The sequence below is a fragment of the Algibacter pectinivorans genome, assembly GCF_900112595.1.
Classification (GTDB): domain Bacteria; phylum Bacteroidota; class Bacteroidia; order Flavobacteriales; family Flavobacteriaceae; genus Algibacter_B; species Algibacter_B pectinivorans.
In genome coordinates this window covers 189,554-209,455 of the sequence record NZ_FOMI01000002.1, presented here as the reverse complement: position 1 = coordinate 209,455, position 19,902 = coordinate 189,554, and the positions used below count along the sequence as shown (strand labels likewise).

The window sequence follows — 19,902 nt, the reverse complement described above, 5'->3', positions numbered from 1 at the left end:
ATTACATTACTCTGAAGCTTTATCTTCTTCAATAATACCTAGTTTTTTAGCACGTGCTTCCCAGCTTTTTCTTGCTAAATGTTGTAGGTCTGAAACATTATCGCTCTCATCCATAATCTCTAATCCTAAAAGCGTTTCAATAACATCTTCCATGGTTACTAAACCACTTACCGACCCATATTCATCGACTACCAGGGCCATGTGGTTTCTGCTTTCTACAAGTTTTTCAAAAAGTGTAGGGATGGCTAAATCACGATTTACAATAATAATATCTCTTTTAAGGTCTGCTAATTTTTTATTACCATTACCTAAAGCCATTTCTTTAAAAATTTCGTCTTTTAAAACTAGGCCTTTTATGTTGTCTTCGGTTTCAGAAAATACTGGAATTCTAGAAAAGCGAAGGTTTAAGTTTCTATTAAAAAAATCTTCAACTGTAGTCGATTCGTTTTCGGTTTTCATAACGGTTCTTGGTGTCATGATATTTTTCGAAAATATTTCTTTAAAGGTTAAAAGGTTTTTAATGATTTTACTTTCGTTTTCTTGAAAAACACCTTCTTCATGAGCCATATCGGTCATTACCATAAACCCTTCTCTACTTAAAACGCTACCATGACCTTTACCGCCAATTAATTTTGTAGTTAATTGCAATAGCCATAAAATTCCTGTCCATTTTAAAGGAAAAATCAATACTGTAAGCGCTTTAGAGGTGAAGTTTGCTAATTGTTTCCAGTAGGTTGCGCCAATGGTTTTTGGTACAATCTCTGAGGCTACTAATATTAAAAATGTCATGATTGCCGATACTACACCTACAGTATTTATACCCCAAAGTTCAATTTTATAAGGTAAGCTTTCGGCTTCAATACCAACCATCATTGCACCTAAAGTATGTGCAATAGTGTTTAGCGTAAGTATGGCTATTAGCGGTTTGTCTACATCTTTTTTTAAGGACTCTAAAGTTAGAGCATAGTCCTTTCCTTCTTGTTTTTTAACGTTTATAAAGGTTGGAGTAACGCTTAATAAAACAGCTTCGAGGATGGAACATAAAAAAGAAAAGAAAATAGAAATGGTTGCCCAAAAAAGTAATGCGCTCATAGGTTTATTTTGTTAATGGCTAATTTACGATAATAATTTTACAACATCCTTAGCAAAGTAGCTTGCTATAATATCTGCACCAGCACGTTTAAATGCCATAGTGGTTTCCATCATAACTTGGTTGTGGTTTAGCCAACCTTTTTCGGCTGCTGCTTTTATCATGGCATATTCTCCAGAAACTTGATATACAGCCACAGGAACATCGACCTCGTTTTTAATGTCTCTTAAAATATCCAAATAAGAAAGACCTGGTTTTACCATAACAATATCGGCACCTTCGTCAATATCCATTTCGGTTTCTTTAATCGCTTCAAAACGGTTACCAAAATCCATTTGGTAGGTTTTTTTATCCTTCGGAATATCTACTAAATCAACAGGAGCAGAGTCTAAAGCATCGCGAAATGGTCCGTAAAAAGCCGATGCGTATTTTGCAGAATAACTCATAATGCCGGTATTAATAAAACCTTCATCTTCTAGAGCTTCGCGAATGCTAAGAATACGACCATCCATCATATCGCTTGGTGCCACAAAATCGGCTCCAGCGGTCGCATGAGAAACACTCATTTCTGCTAAAAACTCAGCGGTTTCATCGTTTATAATTTGTCCGTTTTCAATAATACCATCGTGTCCGTAAGCCGAATATGGATCTAAAGCTATATCGGTCATTACCAACATGTCTGGGCACACATTTTTAACGGTTTTAATAGCGCGTTGCATTAATCCGTTAGGGTTTAAGGCTTCTTTACCTTGGTTGTCTTTTAAATTATCTGGCACTTTTACAAAAAGTAACACCGATTTTAAACCCAAACTCCAAAGTTCTTTAACTTCGCCTTCAAGCAAATCTAAACTATAGCGAAAGTAATTTGGCATCGATGGGATTTCATCTTTTATGCCTTTGCCTTCAACCACAAAAAGCGGCACTAAAAAATCGTTTGGTGTTATAACGGTTTCACGAACTAAAGCGCGAATGGCTGCGTTGGTTCTTAATCTTCTATTTCTTCGTAATGGAAACATAGTTTTAATGTAAAATTGTTCTGATAATGTTTACTTTTATCAAATACAAAGTTAATCATTAAAACTCATTTTGTATTGCTAGAATCCCTAAGTGTTTTAGAATTTAAGTTCCCTTGGCGAAGTTATCAGGAAACCCTATTAAAAAATTTTGATAGTCATGTTTTAGACCACCATTTTCATGTTATTGCGCCTCCAGGATCGGGAAAAACCATTTTAGGAATCGAAATTTTAAGGCGATTAGGCAAAAAGACATTGATATTAGCACCTACGCTAACTATACGAAATCAGTGGGAAAACAGGTTGCAGGAGTTTTTTACTAAAAACAATGGTTTCGACGCTTGTTCCTTTAACATAAAATCGCCTAGTGCTATTACATTTTCAACCTACCAATCACTTCATGCGCTTTATAAGTCTTTTGAAGATGAAGAAGATTATTTTAAATTTTTCGAAACCCATAATATTGAAACCGTAGTTTTAGATGAAGCACACCATTTAAAAAGTGCTTGGTGGAAATGTTTGATGGCTTTAAAAAACCGTAATTCGTTTTTTGTAGTGGCACTAACTGCAACACCGCCTTACGATAGTAGCCGAAGTGAGCTTGCCAAATACTTTACATTGTGTGGCGAGGTAGACGATGAAATTGCGGTACCCGATTTGGTAAAAGAAAACGATTTATGTCCGCATCAAGATTTTGTGTATTTTTCGAAACCCAACGATTTAGAAATTAATTTCATTGTTGACTACCGACAAAAAATCTCGAAATTTCAAGACGATGTATTGCATGATGAATCGTTTATAGCGCTTCTTAAAAATCATAGGTTTTATAAGAATCCAAAGATTCATTTAGATGAAATTTACACAAATACAACCTACTTCTCATCCATTTTAATTTTTTTGAATGCCTGTGGAGTTTACATAGAAGCAGAAACCTTAGAAATTCTGGGTTTTAATAAAAATGAAACCATTCGGTTTCCAAAACTCAATTTAGAATGGTTGGAAATTCTGCTTCAAAACCTTTTAGTAACAGATAGAGAAACTTTGATAACTCACGAAGATTATCTTGTAACGCTCGAAAAAAAACTAAGAAGACTTAATGTTTTAGAGCGTAACCAAGTGAATTTTGTTGGCGAGCAATTGCTTTATAAATCTTTGGCGTATAGCCCAAGCAAGCTTAAAAGTATTGTAAAAATTGTGGCGTCCGAAAGGGAATCTTTGGGAGAAAATTTAAGTTGTGTCATTTTAACCGATTATATACGGAAAGAGTTTTTAAACACCTCTAAACAAGCTATTGAAACCATTAATAAAATTGGTGTTTTACCTATTTTTAAATATGTAAAAACATATTGTTCTCATAACAACGAATTAGCTGTTTTAACGGGTAGTTTGGTTATAATTCACACTTCTATTTTAAAGGCTTTTGAAGCGATAGGGAATATGGATAATTTTTCGTTTTCTACTCTAGTTAGTGATCACGAATTTTTGGAAGTAACGACTAAAGGTAAACCCGAAAAATCGATAGTCGAAATACTTACGCAGCTTTTTGAGAATGGTACAATAAAAGTTTTAATAGGAACAAAATCGTTGTTAGGCGAAGGTTGGGATGCACCTTCAATTAACAGTTTAATTTTAGCTTCTTTTGTGGGGTCTTTTGTGTCATCAAACCAAATGCGAGGTAGAGCGATTAGAAAAGATGCTAGCAAACCTAATAAAACAGGAAACATTTGGCATTTAGCTTGTGTAGACCCTACGGTAACAGATGGCGGACGAGAAGTTGATATATTAAAACGACGTTTTGAGGCCTTTGTTGGTATTACATACACCTCAATTCCTTATATATCTAATGGTTTTGATCGTCTTAATTTACCTGAAAACCTAACGGTAGAAGCTATTGATAGTCTAAATGCTGAAACTTTACAGAAATCTCGACAAAGACCATTAATAACAAAGCAATGGGCAAGCTCCATTGGGAGCGGTACAAAATTAACTAAACAAGTTAAATGGCTTTATCTAGATGAGAAACCTTATGAAGCCCAAAAGCAAATTTACTTTTTTGATGTTGTACGGTTTTTTGTTGCCGAATTATCGCTAACCATATTGTGGTTTTATTTTGAGTTTATTCTAGAAGGTCTGCAACTTATAATTAGTCGCGGGTTAACGTATTTTATTTATGCGTTTATGGGGGCTTTTGTTTTTCGTTTTGGTTTAAAATTATACAAAGCGGTGTCGTTGTATTTACGTTATGGATACTTGCATAAAAAGATTAAAAAAATAGGTTTAGCCATACTTAATACCATGTATGAGTTGAAGCTTTTAAATACTAATATTCAAAATATTGAAGTTGTTTCAGCACGCTTAGATAAAGGAGATGTGGTATGTATGCTAGTTGGAGCTAATAATTATGAGAGTGCTTTGTTTTCTAGTGCATTAACCGAAATGTTAGCTCCTGTAGATTCGCCTCGATATTTAATTATAAAGACCAGTTTTTTTAGAAAACGACTTAATGTTGAAAATTTTTATCCTGTTCCTGAAATTTTTGGCAACAAGAAGGAAAATGCACTCGTTTTTAAGAAGCATTGGACAAAATTTTTGGGTAGAAATAAAATGGTGTTTACACGACAAGTTGATGGCCGAAAACTTCTTTTAAAGGCACGATTATTTCATGCTTATAATGCGTTTAAAGAGGTGTCTAAAGAGGTGATTGTTTGGAAGTAGTTATTTACTCAAACCTAAATAAAACCAAGTATTGTTTTCTTTTACAAAAGCCGATTTTTCGTAAATGATTTCCACTTTGCCTTTCTCATAAAAATACGCTTGAAAGGTTACGGTACCTTGGGTATCGGTTTCGGTGCCTTTTGTTGTTTCTAGAACTTCTAGCTTTATCCATTCTACATATTTTGCCCATTTTACAATCGACGCTTTTTCTTTTATTGGTCGGGTAGAAGCATGATGACTTGCCATTAAATAATCGCCATCGGCTTTAACAAAAGCCGCATATCTAGAGCGCATAAGTTGCTCTGCGGTTTTGGCATCAGTTATGTTTATATGAGCCTTTTGGCAGCAATTCGAGTAGGTTTTTAAACTTCCGCAGTAACAGTCCATAATAATGTTTTTAAACCCAGTTTATGGGATTTTGTAATACTTTAATAAGTTTTTCTTCTTCGCTCCCAGCTTCCGGATGGTGGTCGTAAACCCATTGTACATGCGGTGGTAAACTCATTAAAATACTTTCTATACGTCCGTTAGTTTTTAAGCCAAAAAGCGTGCCTTTATCGTGTACTAAATTAAACTCTACATAGCGTCCGCGACGAATTTCTTGCCAATTGCGTTGGGCATCTGTATATGGTAAATCTTTGCGTTTTTCAACAATAGGAACATAAGCTTCTAGGAAACTATTACCAACTTCGGTTACAAAATTGTACCAGTTTTGCATACTCATATCATCGGTAGCTTTACAATAATCGAAAAATAAACCGCCTAAACCTCGGCCTTCATTTCGGTGTGCATTATAAAAATATTCGTCGCAACGTGCTTTGTATTTTGGGTAGAATTCTGGATTATGCTTATCGCAAGCTGTTTTACAGGTTTGGTGAAAGTGTTTAGCATCGTCTTCAAACAAGTAATATGGCGTTAAATCTTGTCCACCGCCAAACCATTGGTCTACAATGTTTCCTGTTTTATCATACATTTCAAAATAACGCCAATTGGCATGTACGGTTGGCACCATTGGGTTTTTAGGATGCAAAACCAAACTTAATCCGCAGGCAAAAAAATCGGCATCTTCTACGCCAAAATATTTTTGCATGCTGTCTGGTAATTTACCATGAACACCAGAAATGTTAACGCCTCCTTTTTCAAAAACATTACCGTTTTCAATAACACGCGTGCGGCCGCCACCACCTTCTGGTCGTTTCCAAATGTCTTCTTGAAATTTAGCTTTGCCATCAATAGCTTCTAGTTTTGAGGTTATGCTGTCTTGTAAGTTTTGTATGTATTGGTAGAATTTATCTTTCATTGATTGTTTGCCTTTCAATCCTTCAAGGTCTTTTAGATCTTGCTGGTTTTGCTTCTCGTTTTTGGTAAAAGTTTCTTGACCTGCGAGGTTTTTAAAACCTTGTAGGTCTGTGCCTAAATTATTATCAGGTAACGATAAATATTCATTATGAGCAAAAATAAAATTATTTAAGTCATTAAACTGTTGAATGACATAAGATTTATCAATGGATACTATATTTTTTAAGGTGTTATTATTGTAAATGCGAAATGATGAAAACTCGTAGTTTTTGTAATTATTACTAATTTTATGAAGCTGAGGATTTGTATGAATGTATAGAATAACATTTTTTAAATAAGCTTCGGTATCTATTTTTTTTCTTCGGAAATGTTTTTCGAACAAACTTCCTGTTCTATTTTGTTGTTTATTAAAAGCTTTTGCATAGGCGTTGAACAGGTTCGAAATAGATTGATGTGCTACCTTAGTTTCGGAAATAATTTCTAATAAGAAATGAAAATGATTATCCATTAAGCAGTAGGCTAAAATAGCTGCTTTATGGTCTAAGTGTTTTTGAACGAGATTTAAAAAATAAATTTTATTATCATCACTTTTAAAAATGGTTTCGCCATTTACACCTCGATTAAAGATGTGATAATAATTACCTTTTTCTAATATTTCGAGTTTCATTGTAACTTTTAATCTATAGGGTTTTAGTATGCTTGGTAAATGTGTTTTTAGATATGAGACCTACAAGGTTTTGTAAACCTCGCAGGTCGAATAAACTCCGCAGGTTTTCGTTACTAAATCATTTTTACTTTTTAGATAAGAGACCTACAAGGTTTTGGAAACCTCGCAGGTCTTACTTTCATTTATTCAATCTCTTTATAAAGCTCATACAACTCCATATCTAAAGGTTGTTCTCCTGGAGGTGTGTGTTCGTTTTTTAATGTTTTAATATGTGTAAAATTGTTGTTTTTGGCAACTTTTAAACTACCTATATTACTTTTATGCGCTATAATTTGAAGCGTTTGTAACCCTAAGTTCTCAAAGGCGTGATCTGATAACTGTTTTACAGCTTCGGTGATTATGCTTTTACCTTCAAAATTGTAGTCGATGCAATACGCGAATTCGCCTTGTTTGGTAGTCCAATTAACTTCTTTAATATACACTAAACCAATTAATTTATGGGTTTCAATTTCCTTAATAGTGAATAAAAATTCTTCTTCGGATTCAAAATGTTTTGCTTTTTTAGCAACAAAAATATTTGATAAATCGGGTGTTAAATTCTGTTCTAAAGTTTTTGGGAAATAGCGTTTTAATCGGTCTTCGTTAGCCACAGCAAAGTTGCATAAAGACCATCCATCTTTTTGGTGAATAGGTGTAATGCGATAAAATGCAAAATTAAGCTGCATGTATGGGTTTGTTTTTAATTTGAAGTGCTTCTACCGTTTTTGTTGAAGCTGCTGTTACCGATAAGGGTAGCACTAAAATTACACCAATTACCGGAATTAATAAAAACAGGATAAAAACAATACCGTTACCTATTGCTAAACCTTTGTGCTTGCTAACAAATTGTAGGCTATCCTTATAGTTATAATGACGCTCTAACGTATAATCCATATTACCAAAACCGGCATAATATGCTTGTAGCATAAAGAGTAAAATGGTTGAAAATATATTAACTACAGGAATAAATTTTAAAAGTAGAATAGGAATGGTAAACAATAGTTCTTTAACCAGGTTCCTTATGTTTATTCGAATACCTCGCCATAATTGTTCTGAAAAGCTTGTATTTCTATGTGAATGTGGTGGATTACCTGTAAAATTAGCTTCAATTTTTTCGGAAACGGGACTCATAAATGGCGCTGATAATGCCATAATGATGTGTTTAAAAAGAATGAGCCCAATAACCACGATAATTAAGCCACCAATAAAATTACTAATAGATGAAAATGTTTCTTTACCCCAATCCCAAATCCAGATTTTTGATATGAATGCGCCAATATTATCCGATAAGCCGTAAGCTGAACCAAAAACAGCAATTGCGGTTATTAGGCTAATTAGCATAGGAATAGCAAAATATTTCCAGAGTTTTAATTTTGAAATTAGACTGAAAGCACCGAAGTATGCTTTAATTCCTGAAATGATGTTTTTAACCATAACTAAACTGCTATATCATCTACTAAAGCGGGTTCTTTGTCGTTTTTTAAGTTTCTAGACCAAAGTGCTAAACCAAAGGTAAGTACACCTAAGCGGCCAATAAACATGAGAAAGATAATAACAATTTGTCCAAATGTATTTATTTCGGCTGTTATGCCTGTGCTAATTCCTACTGTTCCGAGAGCAGAAGCTACTTCAAATAGGATGTTTTCAAATTTAAGGTCGTTTGTAATAGTAATTAGGAATGTACCAAGTAAGATAATTATGGTATAAAAAATAAATGCAGACATGGCTGTATATAACCGTTCGTAGGGAATAACGCGTCCTAAGAACGTAATGTGTTTACTTCCCTTTAGTTGACTTTTTAAAATGGCAAATACGGCTGTTAAGGTTGTTATTTTTATTCCTCCAGCTGTACCAGATGGCGAGGCTCCAATGTACATTAAGAAAATGCAAATAAGCATCATGGCTTGAGAAAACGCTCCAAAATCTACCGTGTTAAAACCAACGGTTGTCATAGCTGTCATGGTTTGAAAAAATGATGCTAGAAAACGGGATTCTGCTGGTAGTTCTATTATTGAAGGCTCAAAAAAGTAAAAGAATAATGTACCAAACGTTAGTAGAATTAAAAATCCGTAAAAAATTATTTTTGTTGTGAAACTTAGTTTATGTGTTTTATCTTTTATTAATAAACCAAAGTCTGTTATAACTATAAATCCTAATGACCCACAAATAGCTAACATGGAAATGGTGAAATTTATAAAATGATTGTCTACATAGTCTGTAAATCCATTATTAAATAAGCTGAAACCTGCGGTGCAAAAGGTGCTTATACTATGAAAAATTGAAGACCAAAGTGCTTCAAGTATAGGCATACCCTTTGAATTAAATGCTATAAAGAACAAGACGGCGCCTATAAACTCCATAATAAGTGTAAAGAGAATTACAGATTTTAGAAAGTCTTTAATTTTTATAGTTTTTGGAAGTGTAAATTCTGTAGATAATATTTTTTTATGCCAAAGGGTCATTTTTCTGGTAGTAGATAACAACATGAAGGTGGTAAAGGTTAAGTAACCAATACCTCCAAGCTGGATTAATACCATGATAACAAACTGACCAAAAACATTATAAGTATCGAAAATAGAAATAGTCGCCAACCCTGTTGTTGATACTGCCGAGGTGGATATAAAAAGGTGGTCTAGGATAGTAGCTTCTCCTTTTTGAGAGATGGGTAAGCATAATAATATAAACCCTAGAAGTATATATGTAAAAAACCCGTAAAATAGGTTTTGTTGGGGTGTCCAACCTTTTTTTAATAAGTTGTATTTTTTTGTTAACTGTTTAAATTTGTTTGGCATGATTATCTGTTTTTACACAATTATTTGCCCTGATCATGGTTTTAATGTATAACATTTGCGTTAGGGATAAAGGCATTTGTTGGAGCTCTTTTTGTGTTGTTGCACATATGCAACACAAAAAAGCGACTGCCGAAAGCCCGACCTACTTTTTTACAACGATAATTAGATGTTTAAAACCTAATGTTACATAAAAAGTAGGTAACGCCCAAAATATTTTAGTTTCCGTATTCTTTTACGGCATCGATAAACGCTTTGGCATTATCCAACGGAATGTTTGGTAAAATACCATGGCCAAGGTTTACAATGTATTTATCTTTACCAAAATCGGTTATCATTTGGTGTACTTGTTTTTTAATTTCTGCTGGTGGAGAAAATAAACGTGTTGGGTCGAAATTACCTTGTAATGTAATGTTTCCACCGGTTAAATAACGTGCATTACGCGCAGAACAGGTCCAGTCTACTCCCAAGGCAGATGCACCAGATTTGGCCATTTCGCCAAGTGCGAACCAACAGCCTTTTCCAAAGGCGATTACCGGAGCATCGTCTTTTAGGGCATCGATAATTTGTTGGATATATTGCCATGAGAATTCTTGATAATCGACTGGTGACAGCATACCGCCCCAAGAATCGAATACTTGCACAGCGTTACATCCTGCTTTTACTTTTTCTTTAAGGTAAGCTATAGTTGTATCTGTAATTTTTTGTAATAATTGGTGTGCTGCAATTGGGTTTGTAAAGCAAAACTCTTTGGCTTTATCGAAATTTTTGCTGCCTTGACCTTGTACGCAGTAGCATAAAATGGTCCATGGTGAGCCTGCAAAACCTATTAACGGAATTTCGTCGTTAAGTTTTTCTTTGGTTGCTTTTATGGCTTGGTAAACGTAATCTAGAGCTACGGTTACATCTGGAACAATAACATTATCGACATCTTTTTGAGAGCGAATAGGGTTTGGTAAATACGGACCAAAATTTGGTTTCATTTGTACCTCAATATTCATGGCTTGAGGTATTACCAAAATATCGCTGAATAAAATGGCAGCATCCATGCCGTAACGACGGATAGGTTGTACTGTAATTTCGCTTGCTAACTCTGGCGTTTGGCAACGTGTAAAGAAATCGTATTTAGCCTTTATTTCCATGAATTCTGGAAGGTAACGACCTGCTTGACGCATCATCCATACGGGTGGACGATTAACTGTTTCTCCTTTTAATGCTCGTAAAAATAAATCGTTTTTTAACATGGTTGCTAGTTGTTCGTTACTAGTTGTTGGTTGTTGGTTATTAGTTGTTTTAGGTTTGTGGTAAGACTACTAACCAACAACCAACAACTAGTAACCATTATATATAATGTTCGTTTACTAATTCAATTACACTTTCTACAGTTGGTACTTTGGCAACCCTAACATCTTTAAAATGTTTTTTAGCCTCTTTGGCTGTGGTTTCGCCAATACAAAATGCAATAACCTCTATATTATTAGCTTTAACAAAACTTTCAACGGTTGATGGACTGTAAAACATAGCAGATTCTACCAAGTCGTTAACTTTTACACCATCGTATTTGGTTTGATACGCTTCTATTTCGTTAACTTTAATGTTGTTTTCTTCAAGAATATTAGGTAAATCGTCTAACCTTAAATCGCTACAGAAGTAAGTTACCTCGGTACCTTCAATATAATCTACTAAATATTCGGCAAGTTTTTTTGCATTCTTTTCGGTATGCTTAACCTTACCTATTTTATTTTCGACCAAACGTTTTGTTTTGCGGCCCACACAGTAAATATTTTTAAATTGTAACTCTATGGCCGAATAGTTTGTAGTTAAAGATTCTACCGCGTTTTTGCTGGTAATCACTACGTTTTCGATTTCATTTTTTAATAAACGTGGCGCAATACGATTTAGGCTTATTTTGATAAAATCTGAACTTTCTGCAACTACTTTTTCATGAAACAGTAAACGTTGGTCTTCGGTAAAGCTCTTTGTAGAATATACGTTTGTTTTTCTGTCTGAATTTTTAATGTTATCCATTAAGCGTTTACCACCACGCTCAATTACAAAATCGGCACAGTATTGAGCCATGTCATGATGTTCGCCTAGTTTTTTAACTCGGGTAACGTCTATTCTTTTGGTTCCGTCTGGACTTAACAATACACCTTTAAAGTTAATTTCTTCATCTTTAATGTATGCTAATGCACCAATAGGAGCTGTACAGCCACCTTCTAGTTTATTTAGAAATTCGCGCTCTATAGTGGTGCAAATTTCGGTCTCTTCGTGGTTTAATGCGGCACAGGCTTCTTTAACAAAATCGTCCTCATCTAAAGCCGTAATCATAATTGCGCCTTGTGCAGGAGCAGGAATCATCCAATCTAAATTAATAGCTTCTTCTGGTCGTATTCCAATTCTGCCAATACCTGCAGCGGCAAAAATAGCACCATTCCAGTCGTTATCTTCCAATTTTTGTAAACGGGAATTTACATTACCACGTAAATCGGTAATAGTGTGCGTTGGAAAACGGTTTAGCCATTGCGCACGGCGGCGTAAACTACCGGTAGCAATAACGGCTTCTTTTGCTCCTAAAAACTCCTCATTGTCTTTAAAAACCAAGGTGTCGTTAACATTGCCACGTTTTAAAACAGCAGCTTGTATAATGCCTTTTGGTAAAATTGTTGGCACATCTTTTAAAGAATGCACAGCAATATCGATGTCGTGGTTTAACATAGCGATATCTAGTGTTCTTGTAAAAATACCAGTAATTCCAAGCTCGTAAAGGGGTTTGTCTAAAACTAAATCGCCTGTAGATTTTACAGGTACGAGTTCGGTTTTATGGCCAGCTTCTTCAAGTAATTTTTTAACAATGTTGGCTTGCCATAGTGCTAATTCACTATCGCGAGTACCAATTCTTATGGTTTTAGACATTTTTTGTAGACGGTTCTAATTGGAATACTTTTTTAATAAGTTCCAGGCTTTCATCAGTAGAGACATCATCATCTTTTAAATGATGTGCAAAATGATTGGTGATTTTTTGAATGATATTATTGCTAATTAATTCGGCTTGCGCTTCATTAAAATCAGCATTTTTTTTGCGTTGTGTATTTAATTCTGCACTTGCGAAATCTGATAATTTATGTTTTAAAGCTTTAATGGTAGGTGCAAATTTTCTAGTTTCTAACCAGCCATTAAATTCTGCTTTAACTTCTTCTATAATCGCTTCCGCTGAAGGAATATGTGCCTTTCTAGCTTCTAAAGTTTCATCGGTAATTTGAGATAAATGATCTAAATGCACCAAGGATACATTATCTAATTCTTGAACGTTTTCGTTAACATTCTTTGGAATAGATAAATCTAAAATTAAAAGCGGTTTTTTTGTTTGTATAATGTGTTTATCAATAGTAGGGCGTTGTGCACCGGTGGCTACTATTAAAATATCAGACGAGCTTACTTCTTCTTGTAAGTTGGCATAATCTTTAACTAACAAATTAAATTTTCCGGCAACTTGTTCTGCCTTGTCCTTAGTTCTGTTTATTAAAGTAATGTGCTCGTTTTTGGTGTGTTTTACTAAGTTTTCGCAAGTGTTTCTTCCTATTTTTCCTGTTCCGAATAATAGAATGTTTTTTTCTGAAACATTTTCAACATTTTTAAAAATATATTGCACAGAGGCAAAAGATACCGAGGTTGCACCCGATGATATAGCGGTTTCTGTTTTAATACGTTTGCTGGCTTGTATTACAGCATTAACTAAGCGCTCTGTAAAATGGTTTAGTAAACCGTGTTTTCTAGATAATTTTGCGCTAATTTTTAACTGGCTAATAATTTCGAAGTCACCAAGAATTTGACTGTCCAAACCAGAACCTACGCGAAACATGTGCGATATGGCTTCTTTATTTTTATAAACGTAAGCGACATTTTGAAATTCTTCAACGGTACCACGCGTATTATCGCAAAGCAATTTAATAAGTTGAAAAGGGTGTTGCGCAAAACCGTAAATTTCGGTTCTGTTGCAGGTAGAAGTAACTACTAAACTTTCAATACCATTTTCCTTTGCTTGTTTAAGCAATGAAAGCTTAGAGTCTTCGTCTAAACTAAAATGACCTCTTATATCTGCATCGGCTTTTTTGTAACTTAAACCAATAGCATAAAAGGAGCTACTTTTACTTATATTATATTTCTGCATTGCTGTACCTGAAAATGTGAAGCAAAAATATAGCGATGTATTGTTAAAAAGTAACGCTTAAAGAACTTTTAGTATCGATTGTGGTTTTTTAACGTTGTTTTTTAGTAAAACATGATAAATATCATATTTTTGTAGTGAAACAGGGGTGTTTTTGCTCTTTAATTTAGAATCAATCTAAATAAAATGAATATGAATCAAGAAATAAATAACGATAAAAGTGTCGCTAAAAGTACTTTTAACGAAACCACGGTTGATGATGGTGTTTTGGTATTAACATATAAAAATGATAATAGCCAAACGCAATCTCTTGCTAAAGAAATAGATAGCGAGTATATTCAATTTCACTTTTGTGTAAAAGGCTCAAGTCAGTTTGTATTTAACGAAGGGCGCTATCGCTTAAATATTCTTGAAGAAAACTCTTTGCTGTTATACAACCCACAACGCGATCTTCCAATTCATTTGGAGTTAAATGCTAATTCATGGATGGTTTCTATATTAATTTCTATTAAGAAATTTCATGGCTTATTTTCGCAAGAAGCCGATTATATTACTTTTTTAAGTGATGATAATAAGGATAAAAAGTACTATAAAGATGGTGTGATTTCGCCCTCTATGGCTATAGTGTTAAATCAGCTCATAAATTACAATCTTAACCAGTCTATAAAATCATTATATTTTAAAGGAAAGGCATACGAGCTGTTAAGTTTATATTTTAATAGAAGCGAAGATGCCGATGTTGAGCAATGCCCGTTTTTAGTAGACGAAACCAATGTTATAAAAATTAGAAAAGCCAAAGAAATTGTTATTTCTCGTATGGCAGAACCACCAAGTTTGCAGGAACTAGCAGATGAAATAGGTTTGAGTCTTAAAAAGCTAAAGGAAGGTTTTAAACAAATATATGGCGACTCGGTTTTTAGTTTTTTATTAGATTATAAAATGGAAGTAGCACGAAAATTATTGGAAGCTGGAAACGATAATGTAAACGAAGTTGGGCTTAAGGTGGGTTATAGTACATCTAGTCACTTTATTGCTGCATTTAAAAAGAAGTATGGAACAACACCTAAAAAATACGTGATGTCATTGGGGTGATTTTTTATTGTAAGCTTTTTCTCTTATCTTAGACTAAGATAAAAACAAATGCCCTTAATACTATGAAATACCTAAGTCCAGAAATTGAAGCGCTATCCAAGCACATGGAAATTACTAAATCTTTAGCAAGAACAAATGTGTCTTGCGGTATTTTTCAAGATTTAGATTATAACGAGGAACGCCCAAAGTTATATCATCAGAACGATAAATAAGATTTTGTAATACTAAAGTTAGGATTTATAATTTTTACTTATAGTATAACAGTTAAAATATTTTATACTATACATTTTCATTGCTATTTCTATCGTATTTTTGCAATATGAAAAAAGGAATCTTATTAGTAAATCTTGGATCGCCTGATAGTCCAAGTCCTAAAGATGTAAAAAAGTATTTAGGTGAGTTTTTAATGGACAAGCGTGTAATTGATGTACCGTTATGGGCAAGAACCCTTTTAGTAAAAGGTATTATTTTAAATACACGACCAAAACAATCGGCGGCAGCTTACAAAAAAATATGGTGGGACGAGGGTTCTCCACTAATTGTATTATCCGAAAAACTTCAAGATAAAGTTCAAGAAAAACTAGAAATGCCTGTTGCATTAGCCATGCGTTATGGTAGCATGACCATAAAAAAAGGATTTCAAGAATTAGTTGATAAAGGCTGTACAGAAATAAAAACCATTCCGTTATATCCGCAATTTGCCATGGCCACAACCGAAACTATAGATGTTAAGGTCGATGAGTTGGTTTCAGAGCATTTTCCAGGAGTAAAAATAACCCGAACGCCAGCTTTTTATCATCGTGAAGATTATATAAAAGTACTTTCAAAAAGTATAGCAGAAAAACTAGAAGGTCTAGATTACGAACATATCCTTTTTAGTTATCATGGGGTTCCAGAACGCCATATTCGAAAAAGTGATATTACTAATGGTAATTGTAAAATGGATGGTAAATGCTGCTTTAAAAAAGGAAGTAAGCAACACGAGTTTTGTTACCGACACCAATGTGAAATTACCACGGTTAATGTGGCTAAAGCATTAGGCATGAAAAATGGCACATATTCAACATCTTTTCAATCTAGACTAGGTTTCGATCCTTGGTTGCAACCTTATACCGATCGTACCATAGAGCGATTAGGGAAAGCAGGTATTAAAAAAATGGCTATTGTAACTCCAGCATTTGTTAGCGATTGTTTAGAAACTTTAGAGGAGATTGCCATGGAGGGCGAAGAGTTATTCCATGAGGTTGGCGGAAAAGATTTTACCGTTATTCCCTGCTTAAACGATCGTGAAGATTTTGCTCAGGTTATTGCTAATATCGCTGAAGAATGGACGCCTGTTAAAAAATCGCTAACCGTTTAATGGCTAAAACAGCATCACAAGATTTAGGAACTTTACCCATAAGCAAACTTTTAGTTAAGCAAGCCATTCCTGCATCTATTGGTATTTTAGTCATGTCTCTAAACATTTTAGTAGACACTATTTTTGTTGGGCAATGGATAGGCTCAACAGCTATTGCGGCTATTAACGTGGTGTTGCCAGTTTCTTTTTTTATTGCAGCCTTAGGTATGTCTATCGGTGTCGGTGGTTCTTCAATAATCTCTAGAGCTTTAGGTGCTAACAATCCAGATAAAGCGTTAAAAACTTTTGGTAATCAAATTACATTAACCCTAGTGTTAACCATTTCTATGGTTATTGCAGGGTTGTGGTTTATAGATGGTATTTTACCTGCTTTTGGCGGAAAAGGCAATATTTTAGAGCCCGCCAAAATATATTATACTATTGTGCTCTATGGCGTGCCCTTTTTAGCACTATCCATGATGGGAAATACGGTAATTCGAGCAGAAGGAAAACCAAAATTTGCCATGTATGCCATGATGATTCCATCGGTGAGCAACCTGCTTTTAGATTATATATTTATAAACCTTTTAGATTTAGGAATGGCAGGAGCTGCTTGGGCAACTACCTTAGCTTATGTATTTTGTTTTGCTTTTATTTTTTGGTTTTTCTTATCTAAAAACTCCGAGTTAAAAATTAAAAAACACCATTTCGGACTCCAAAAACCAATCGTTTTAGAAATCGCATCATTAGGTTTTGTAACCTTAGCAAGACAAGCCGTAGTGAGTATTACGTACTTGTTTATGAACAATATTTTGTTCAACCTTGGTGGCGAAACATCGGTTACCGCGTATGCCATTGTAGGGCGTATGTTAATGTTTGCCTTGTTTCCGGTTTATGGCATTACACAAGGGTTTTTACCCATTGCAGGGTTTAATTATGGTGCGTTTAAATATGCCAGAGTTAAAGAAAGTATTTATACCGCCATTAAATACGCAGCGGGTTTAGCCACTTTAGTTTTTATTTTATTAATGGTGTTTCCCGAAGCTATAACTCGGCTTTTTACAGATAATGCCGAGGTCATGTTACAAACCCCTCCAGCCATGCGATGGGTATTTGCGGCTACACCAATAATTGCACTACAACTTATTGGTGCAGCTTATTTTCAGGCTATTGGTAAAGCAAAACAAGCCTTATTGCTAACTTTATTAAGACAAGGTTTCTTCTTTATTCCACTAATTTTTATCTTACCTATGTTTTATGGCGAATTAGGTGTGTGGATAGCTTTTCCAATTTCCGATGTATTAGCTACAATAGTAACAGCTTATTTTTTAAATGGAGAAATTATCAAGAATTTAAATCCAGAAAGCGAACCAATATCTTAAACCACGTATATTATGGAATACTACCAATACATAAAGGCCTTTCATCTTATTTTTGTAATCACTTGGTTTGCCGGTTTATTTTATATTCCGCGTTTGTTTGTTTACCAAATAGAAGCCTTTCATAAGCCATCACCCGAAAAAGAAATTTTAGGAAAACAACTAAAACTCATGGCAAAACGCCTGTGGTTTATCATTACATGGCCATCGGCAATTTTAGCCTTGGTTTTTGGTTTAGCTCTATTTGCAATTAATCCATATTTAGCCTATCAACCATGGATGCAAGTAAAATTGGGCTTTATAGTGTTATTGTTTATTTACCATCTAAAAACGCATCACTATTTCAAGCAATTACAAAACGGTGTGGTAAACAAAACATCTAGTTTTATGCGCATCTGGAACGAGGGTGCTACGTTCATTTTATTTGCCGTTATCTTTTTAGTTATTTTAAAAAGTGCCATAAACTGGATTTGGGGTGTTGTAGGTATATTTATTCTTGGCGTACTAATTATGTTAGGTTTTAAAGTCTACAAGAACATAAGAGACAAAAATCCCGAAGCTTAAATTAATTTGGGCGTTACCCCAAGGGTCGGGCTTTCCACTACAAGTCCTCGCACCTCCTACGTCGGGCTGTGGGCTATCCGTTGCAATCCCTAACGCAACTAACAACCAAAACTAGTTTTTTAAACAAGCGTTATACTGTTTGGTTTGATTATTGCTATATTTAAACCAATGAAATTAAAAAACTTATCCTTACGTACACGCATCTTTTTAGCAATGATACTGCTAGTTATATTTGCATCTGTACTTATTTCGGCGGTAGCTATTTACCAGTATAACGAGCAAAGTAAAGATTATCATGAAGGCCGTTTAGAGCGTAAAGAAGAAAATGTACAAACCCATATAAAACGCTATTTAAACGGGCGCCAAAATACCTGGGAAGTTAAAACAGAAAACGTTCCTTTAATTTTTAAGGACGAAATTTACAATATTGCAGATATACATAAGCTACAAATTAATTTGTACGATTTAGATGGTGGTCTTTTAATATCATCCAAACCAGGGCTGCAAACCGAGCTTGTAGATAAATGTATCTCTGCCGAAATAATGAATGCTTTAACCCAAAATATAGCCTTTAATAATGCTTCAGAAATAGCACAACATAGGCATGTGGATATTCATAAGGAAAACGGAGAAACCTTTCAGTCATCATACACCTATATTACCGATAATAAATCTAAAGCGGTCGCCATATTAAACATACCGTATTTAGAAAAAGACGATTTTCTAGATAAAGAGCTCGAAGAGTTTTTAAAACGTTTAGTATTTGCATTTATGGTGGTCCTGCTAACCGCCATAGCAATTGCCTTTTGGTTATCAAAATATATAACAAAGTCCCTAAAGATTATTAGCGATATTATTAATACTACACGACTAGAAAAGCGAAACGAACGCATAAATGTAGATGATACTAGCGAAGAGATTTCGGCACTTGTAACCTCGTATAATAGTATGATTGATGAGTTAGAGGAAAGTGCCATACAACTAGCAAAAAGCGAGCGTGAACAAGCCTGGAGAGAAATGGCAAAACAGGTTGCTCACGAAATTAAAAACCCGTTAACACCCATGCGACTAACGGTGCAAAACTTTCAGCGTAAGTTTAATCCAGAGGACGAAAACATCCATTCTAAACTCGATGAGTATAGTAAAACCTTAATTCAGCAAATTGATACCATGAGTTCTATTGCATCGGCGTTTTCAAATTTTGCAAAAATGCCAGCGCAACAAAATGAAACGCTTAATGTGGTTGAAATTATTAAGCTAGCACTAGATATTTTTAACGAGTATTATATTGAGTTTACCTTCGATGCAGAAGAAATTATAGCTAAATTCGACAGGACACAGCTTATACGTGTGGTTACAAATCTGGTTAAAAATGCTATTCAGGCCATGCCAGATAACCGAACACCAAAAATTGTAGTTCATGTGGCTAAAAGTAATGGTAATGTGGTTATTACAGTTGCCGATAATGGTACAGGTGTAGCCGAAGAAAACAAAGATAAAGTATTCGAGCCAAAATTTACAACCAAAACAAGTGGTATGGGACTTGGGTTGGCTATGGTAAAAAATATTGTAGAAACACATAACGGTACTATTTCTTTCGAATCGGAAAAAGATAAGGGTGCTACTTTTAAAGTGAGTTTTCCTAAATTTTCATGAAGTGGTTTATAGCATTTTTTTAGAGATCTATCGTCTATATCAAAAGCAAATAAAGAAGAGCATTTTTATGGCAAGGGCACTTGGAAACAGGA

At 34.5% G+C, this 19,902-nt stretch carries 17 protein-coding genes and 1 pseudogene; 7 read left to right on the top strand and 11 right to left on the bottom strand.

Annotated features, from left to right (window positions below):
* Positions 1 to 6: 6 nt before the first annotated feature.
* A complete protein-coding gene (locus BMY96_RS03580) occupies positions 7 to 1,092 on the bottom strand; it encodes a CNNM domain-containing protein (RefSeq protein WP_092849189.1) in 1,086 nt (361 codons plus the stop codon).
* 24 nt (positions 1,093 to 1,116) lie between these two features.
* Positions 1,117 to 2,106 carry a porphobilinogen synthase gene (gene hemB, locus BMY96_RS03575; RefSeq protein ID WP_092849187.1) on the bottom strand — a complete coding sequence of 330 codons (990 nt, stop codon included), beginning with the start codon at positions 2,104 to 2,106 and terminating at the stop codon, positions 1,117 to 1,119.
* A gap of 75 nt (positions 2,107 to 2,181) precedes the next feature.
* On the opposite strand from hemB, the gene BMY96_RS03570 reads away from it, so the two are divergent.
* Complete coding sequence (locus BMY96_RS03570; RefSeq protein WP_139205208.1) at positions 2,182 to 4,818, top strand: DEAD/DEAH box helicase family protein; 2,637 nt, start codon at positions 2,182 to 2,184, stop codon at positions 4,816 to 4,818.
* Here BMY96_RS03570 and BMY96_RS03565 read toward each other — a convergent pair whose 3' ends face one another.
* The 9 genes and pseudogenes from BMY96_RS03565 to hemA form a co-directional block, all read right to left on the bottom strand.
* Positions 4,819 to 5,205 (bottom strand): YchJ family protein, encoded by a 387-nt coding sequence (locus BMY96_RS03565; protein ID WP_092849182.1) that lies wholly within the window; start codon positions 5,203 to 5,205, stop codon positions 4,819 to 4,821.
* 10 nt (positions 5,206 to 5,215) lie between these two features.
* Positions 5,216 to 6,118 carry an oxygen-dependent coproporphyrinogen oxidase gene (hemF, locus tag BMY96_RS16105; RefSeq protein ID WP_175473513.1) on the bottom strand — a complete coding sequence of 301 codons (903 nt, stop codon included), beginning with the start codon at positions 6,116 to 6,118 and terminating at the stop codon, positions 5,216 to 5,218.
* 315 nt (positions 6,119 to 6,433) lie between these two features.
* Positions 6,434 to 6,784: pseudogene (locus tag BMY96_RS16100) on the bottom strand (transposase); the annotation flags it as partial.
* A 182-nt stretch (positions 6,785 to 6,966) separates the two neighbouring features.
* Positions 6,967 to 7,509 carry a GNAT family N-acetyltransferase gene (locus BMY96_RS03555; protein WP_092849178.1) on the bottom strand — a complete coding sequence of 181 codons (543 nt, stop codon included), beginning with the start codon at positions 7,507 to 7,509 and terminating at the stop codon, positions 6,967 to 6,969.
* Positions 7,499 to 8,257 (bottom strand): EI24 domain-containing protein, encoded by a 759-nt coding sequence (locus BMY96_RS03550; RefSeq protein ID WP_092849176.1) that lies wholly within the window; start codon positions 8,255 to 8,257, stop codon positions 7,499 to 7,501. Before BMY96_RS03550 ends, BMY96_RS03555 begins: the two co-directional genes overlap by 11 nt.
* A gap of 2 nt (positions 8,258 to 8,259) precedes the next feature.
* A complete protein-coding gene (locus BMY96_RS03545; protein WP_092849173.1) occupies positions 8,260 to 9,615 on the bottom strand; it encodes a TrkH family potassium uptake protein in 1,356 nt (451 codons plus the stop codon).
* Positions 9,616 to 9,830: 215 nt separating this feature from the next.
* Positions 9,831 to 10,856, bottom strand: coding sequence for a uroporphyrinogen decarboxylase (gene hemE, locus BMY96_RS03540; protein WP_092849171.1), 1,026 nt, complete (start codon positions 10,854 to 10,856; stop codon positions 9,831 to 9,833).
* A 97-nt stretch (positions 10,857 to 10,953) separates the two neighbouring features.
* A complete protein-coding gene (hemC, locus tag BMY96_RS03535; RefSeq protein ID WP_092849169.1) occupies positions 10,954 to 12,528 on the bottom strand; it encodes a hydroxymethylbilane synthase in 1,575 nt (524 codons plus the stop codon).
* Complete coding sequence (gene hemA / locus BMY96_RS03530; RefSeq protein WP_092849166.1) at positions 12,521 to 13,783, bottom strand: glutamyl-tRNA reductase; 1,263 nt, start codon at positions 13,781 to 13,783, stop codon at positions 12,521 to 12,523. The genes hemC and hemA overlap by 8 nt, the downstream gene beginning before the upstream one ends.
* 189 nt (positions 13,784 to 13,972) lie before the next feature.
* Between hemA and BMY96_RS03525 the strand changes: the two genes are divergently transcribed.
* The 6 genes from BMY96_RS03525 (at position 13,973) to BMY96_RS03505 (ending at position 19,810) form a co-directional block, all read left to right on the top strand.
* Positions 13,973 to 14,872 carry a helix-turn-helix transcriptional regulator gene (locus BMY96_RS03525; RefSeq protein ID WP_092849164.1) on the top strand — a complete coding sequence of 300 codons (900 nt, stop codon included), beginning with the start codon at positions 13,973 to 13,975 and terminating at the stop codon, positions 14,870 to 14,872.
* A gap of 62 nt (positions 14,873 to 14,934) precedes the next feature.
* Complete coding sequence (locus BMY96_RS15930) at positions 14,935 to 15,084, top strand: hypothetical protein (RefSeq protein ID WP_175473504.1); 150 nt, start codon at positions 14,935 to 14,937, stop codon at positions 15,082 to 15,084.
* Between the two features lie 107 nt (positions 15,085 to 15,191).
* Positions 15,192 to 16,232 (top strand): ferrochelatase, encoded by a 1,041-nt coding sequence (gene hemH / locus BMY96_RS03520; protein WP_092849162.1) that lies wholly within the window; start codon positions 15,192 to 15,194, stop codon positions 16,230 to 16,232.
* Positions 16,232 to 17,593, top strand: coding sequence for an MATE family efflux transporter (locus BMY96_RS03515; protein ID WP_092849159.1), 1,362 nt, complete (start codon positions 16,232 to 16,234; stop codon positions 17,591 to 17,593). The genes hemH and BMY96_RS03515 overlap by 1 nt, the downstream gene beginning before the upstream one ends.
* Before the next feature lie 12 nt (positions 17,594 to 17,605).
* The gene (locus tag BMY96_RS03510) at positions 17,606 to 18,154 is read left to right on the top strand and encodes a CopD family protein (protein ID WP_092849156.1); all 549 of its coding nucleotides are present in this window, start codon (positions 17,606 to 17,608) and stop codon (positions 18,152 to 18,154) included.
* Positions 18,155 to 18,322: 168 nt separating this feature from the next.
* Entirely contained in the window at positions 18,323 to 19,810 is a 1,488-nt protein-coding gene (locus BMY96_RS03505; protein WP_092849153.1) for a sensor histidine kinase, read from the top strand.
* Positions 19,811 to 19,902: the final 92 nt, after the last annotated feature.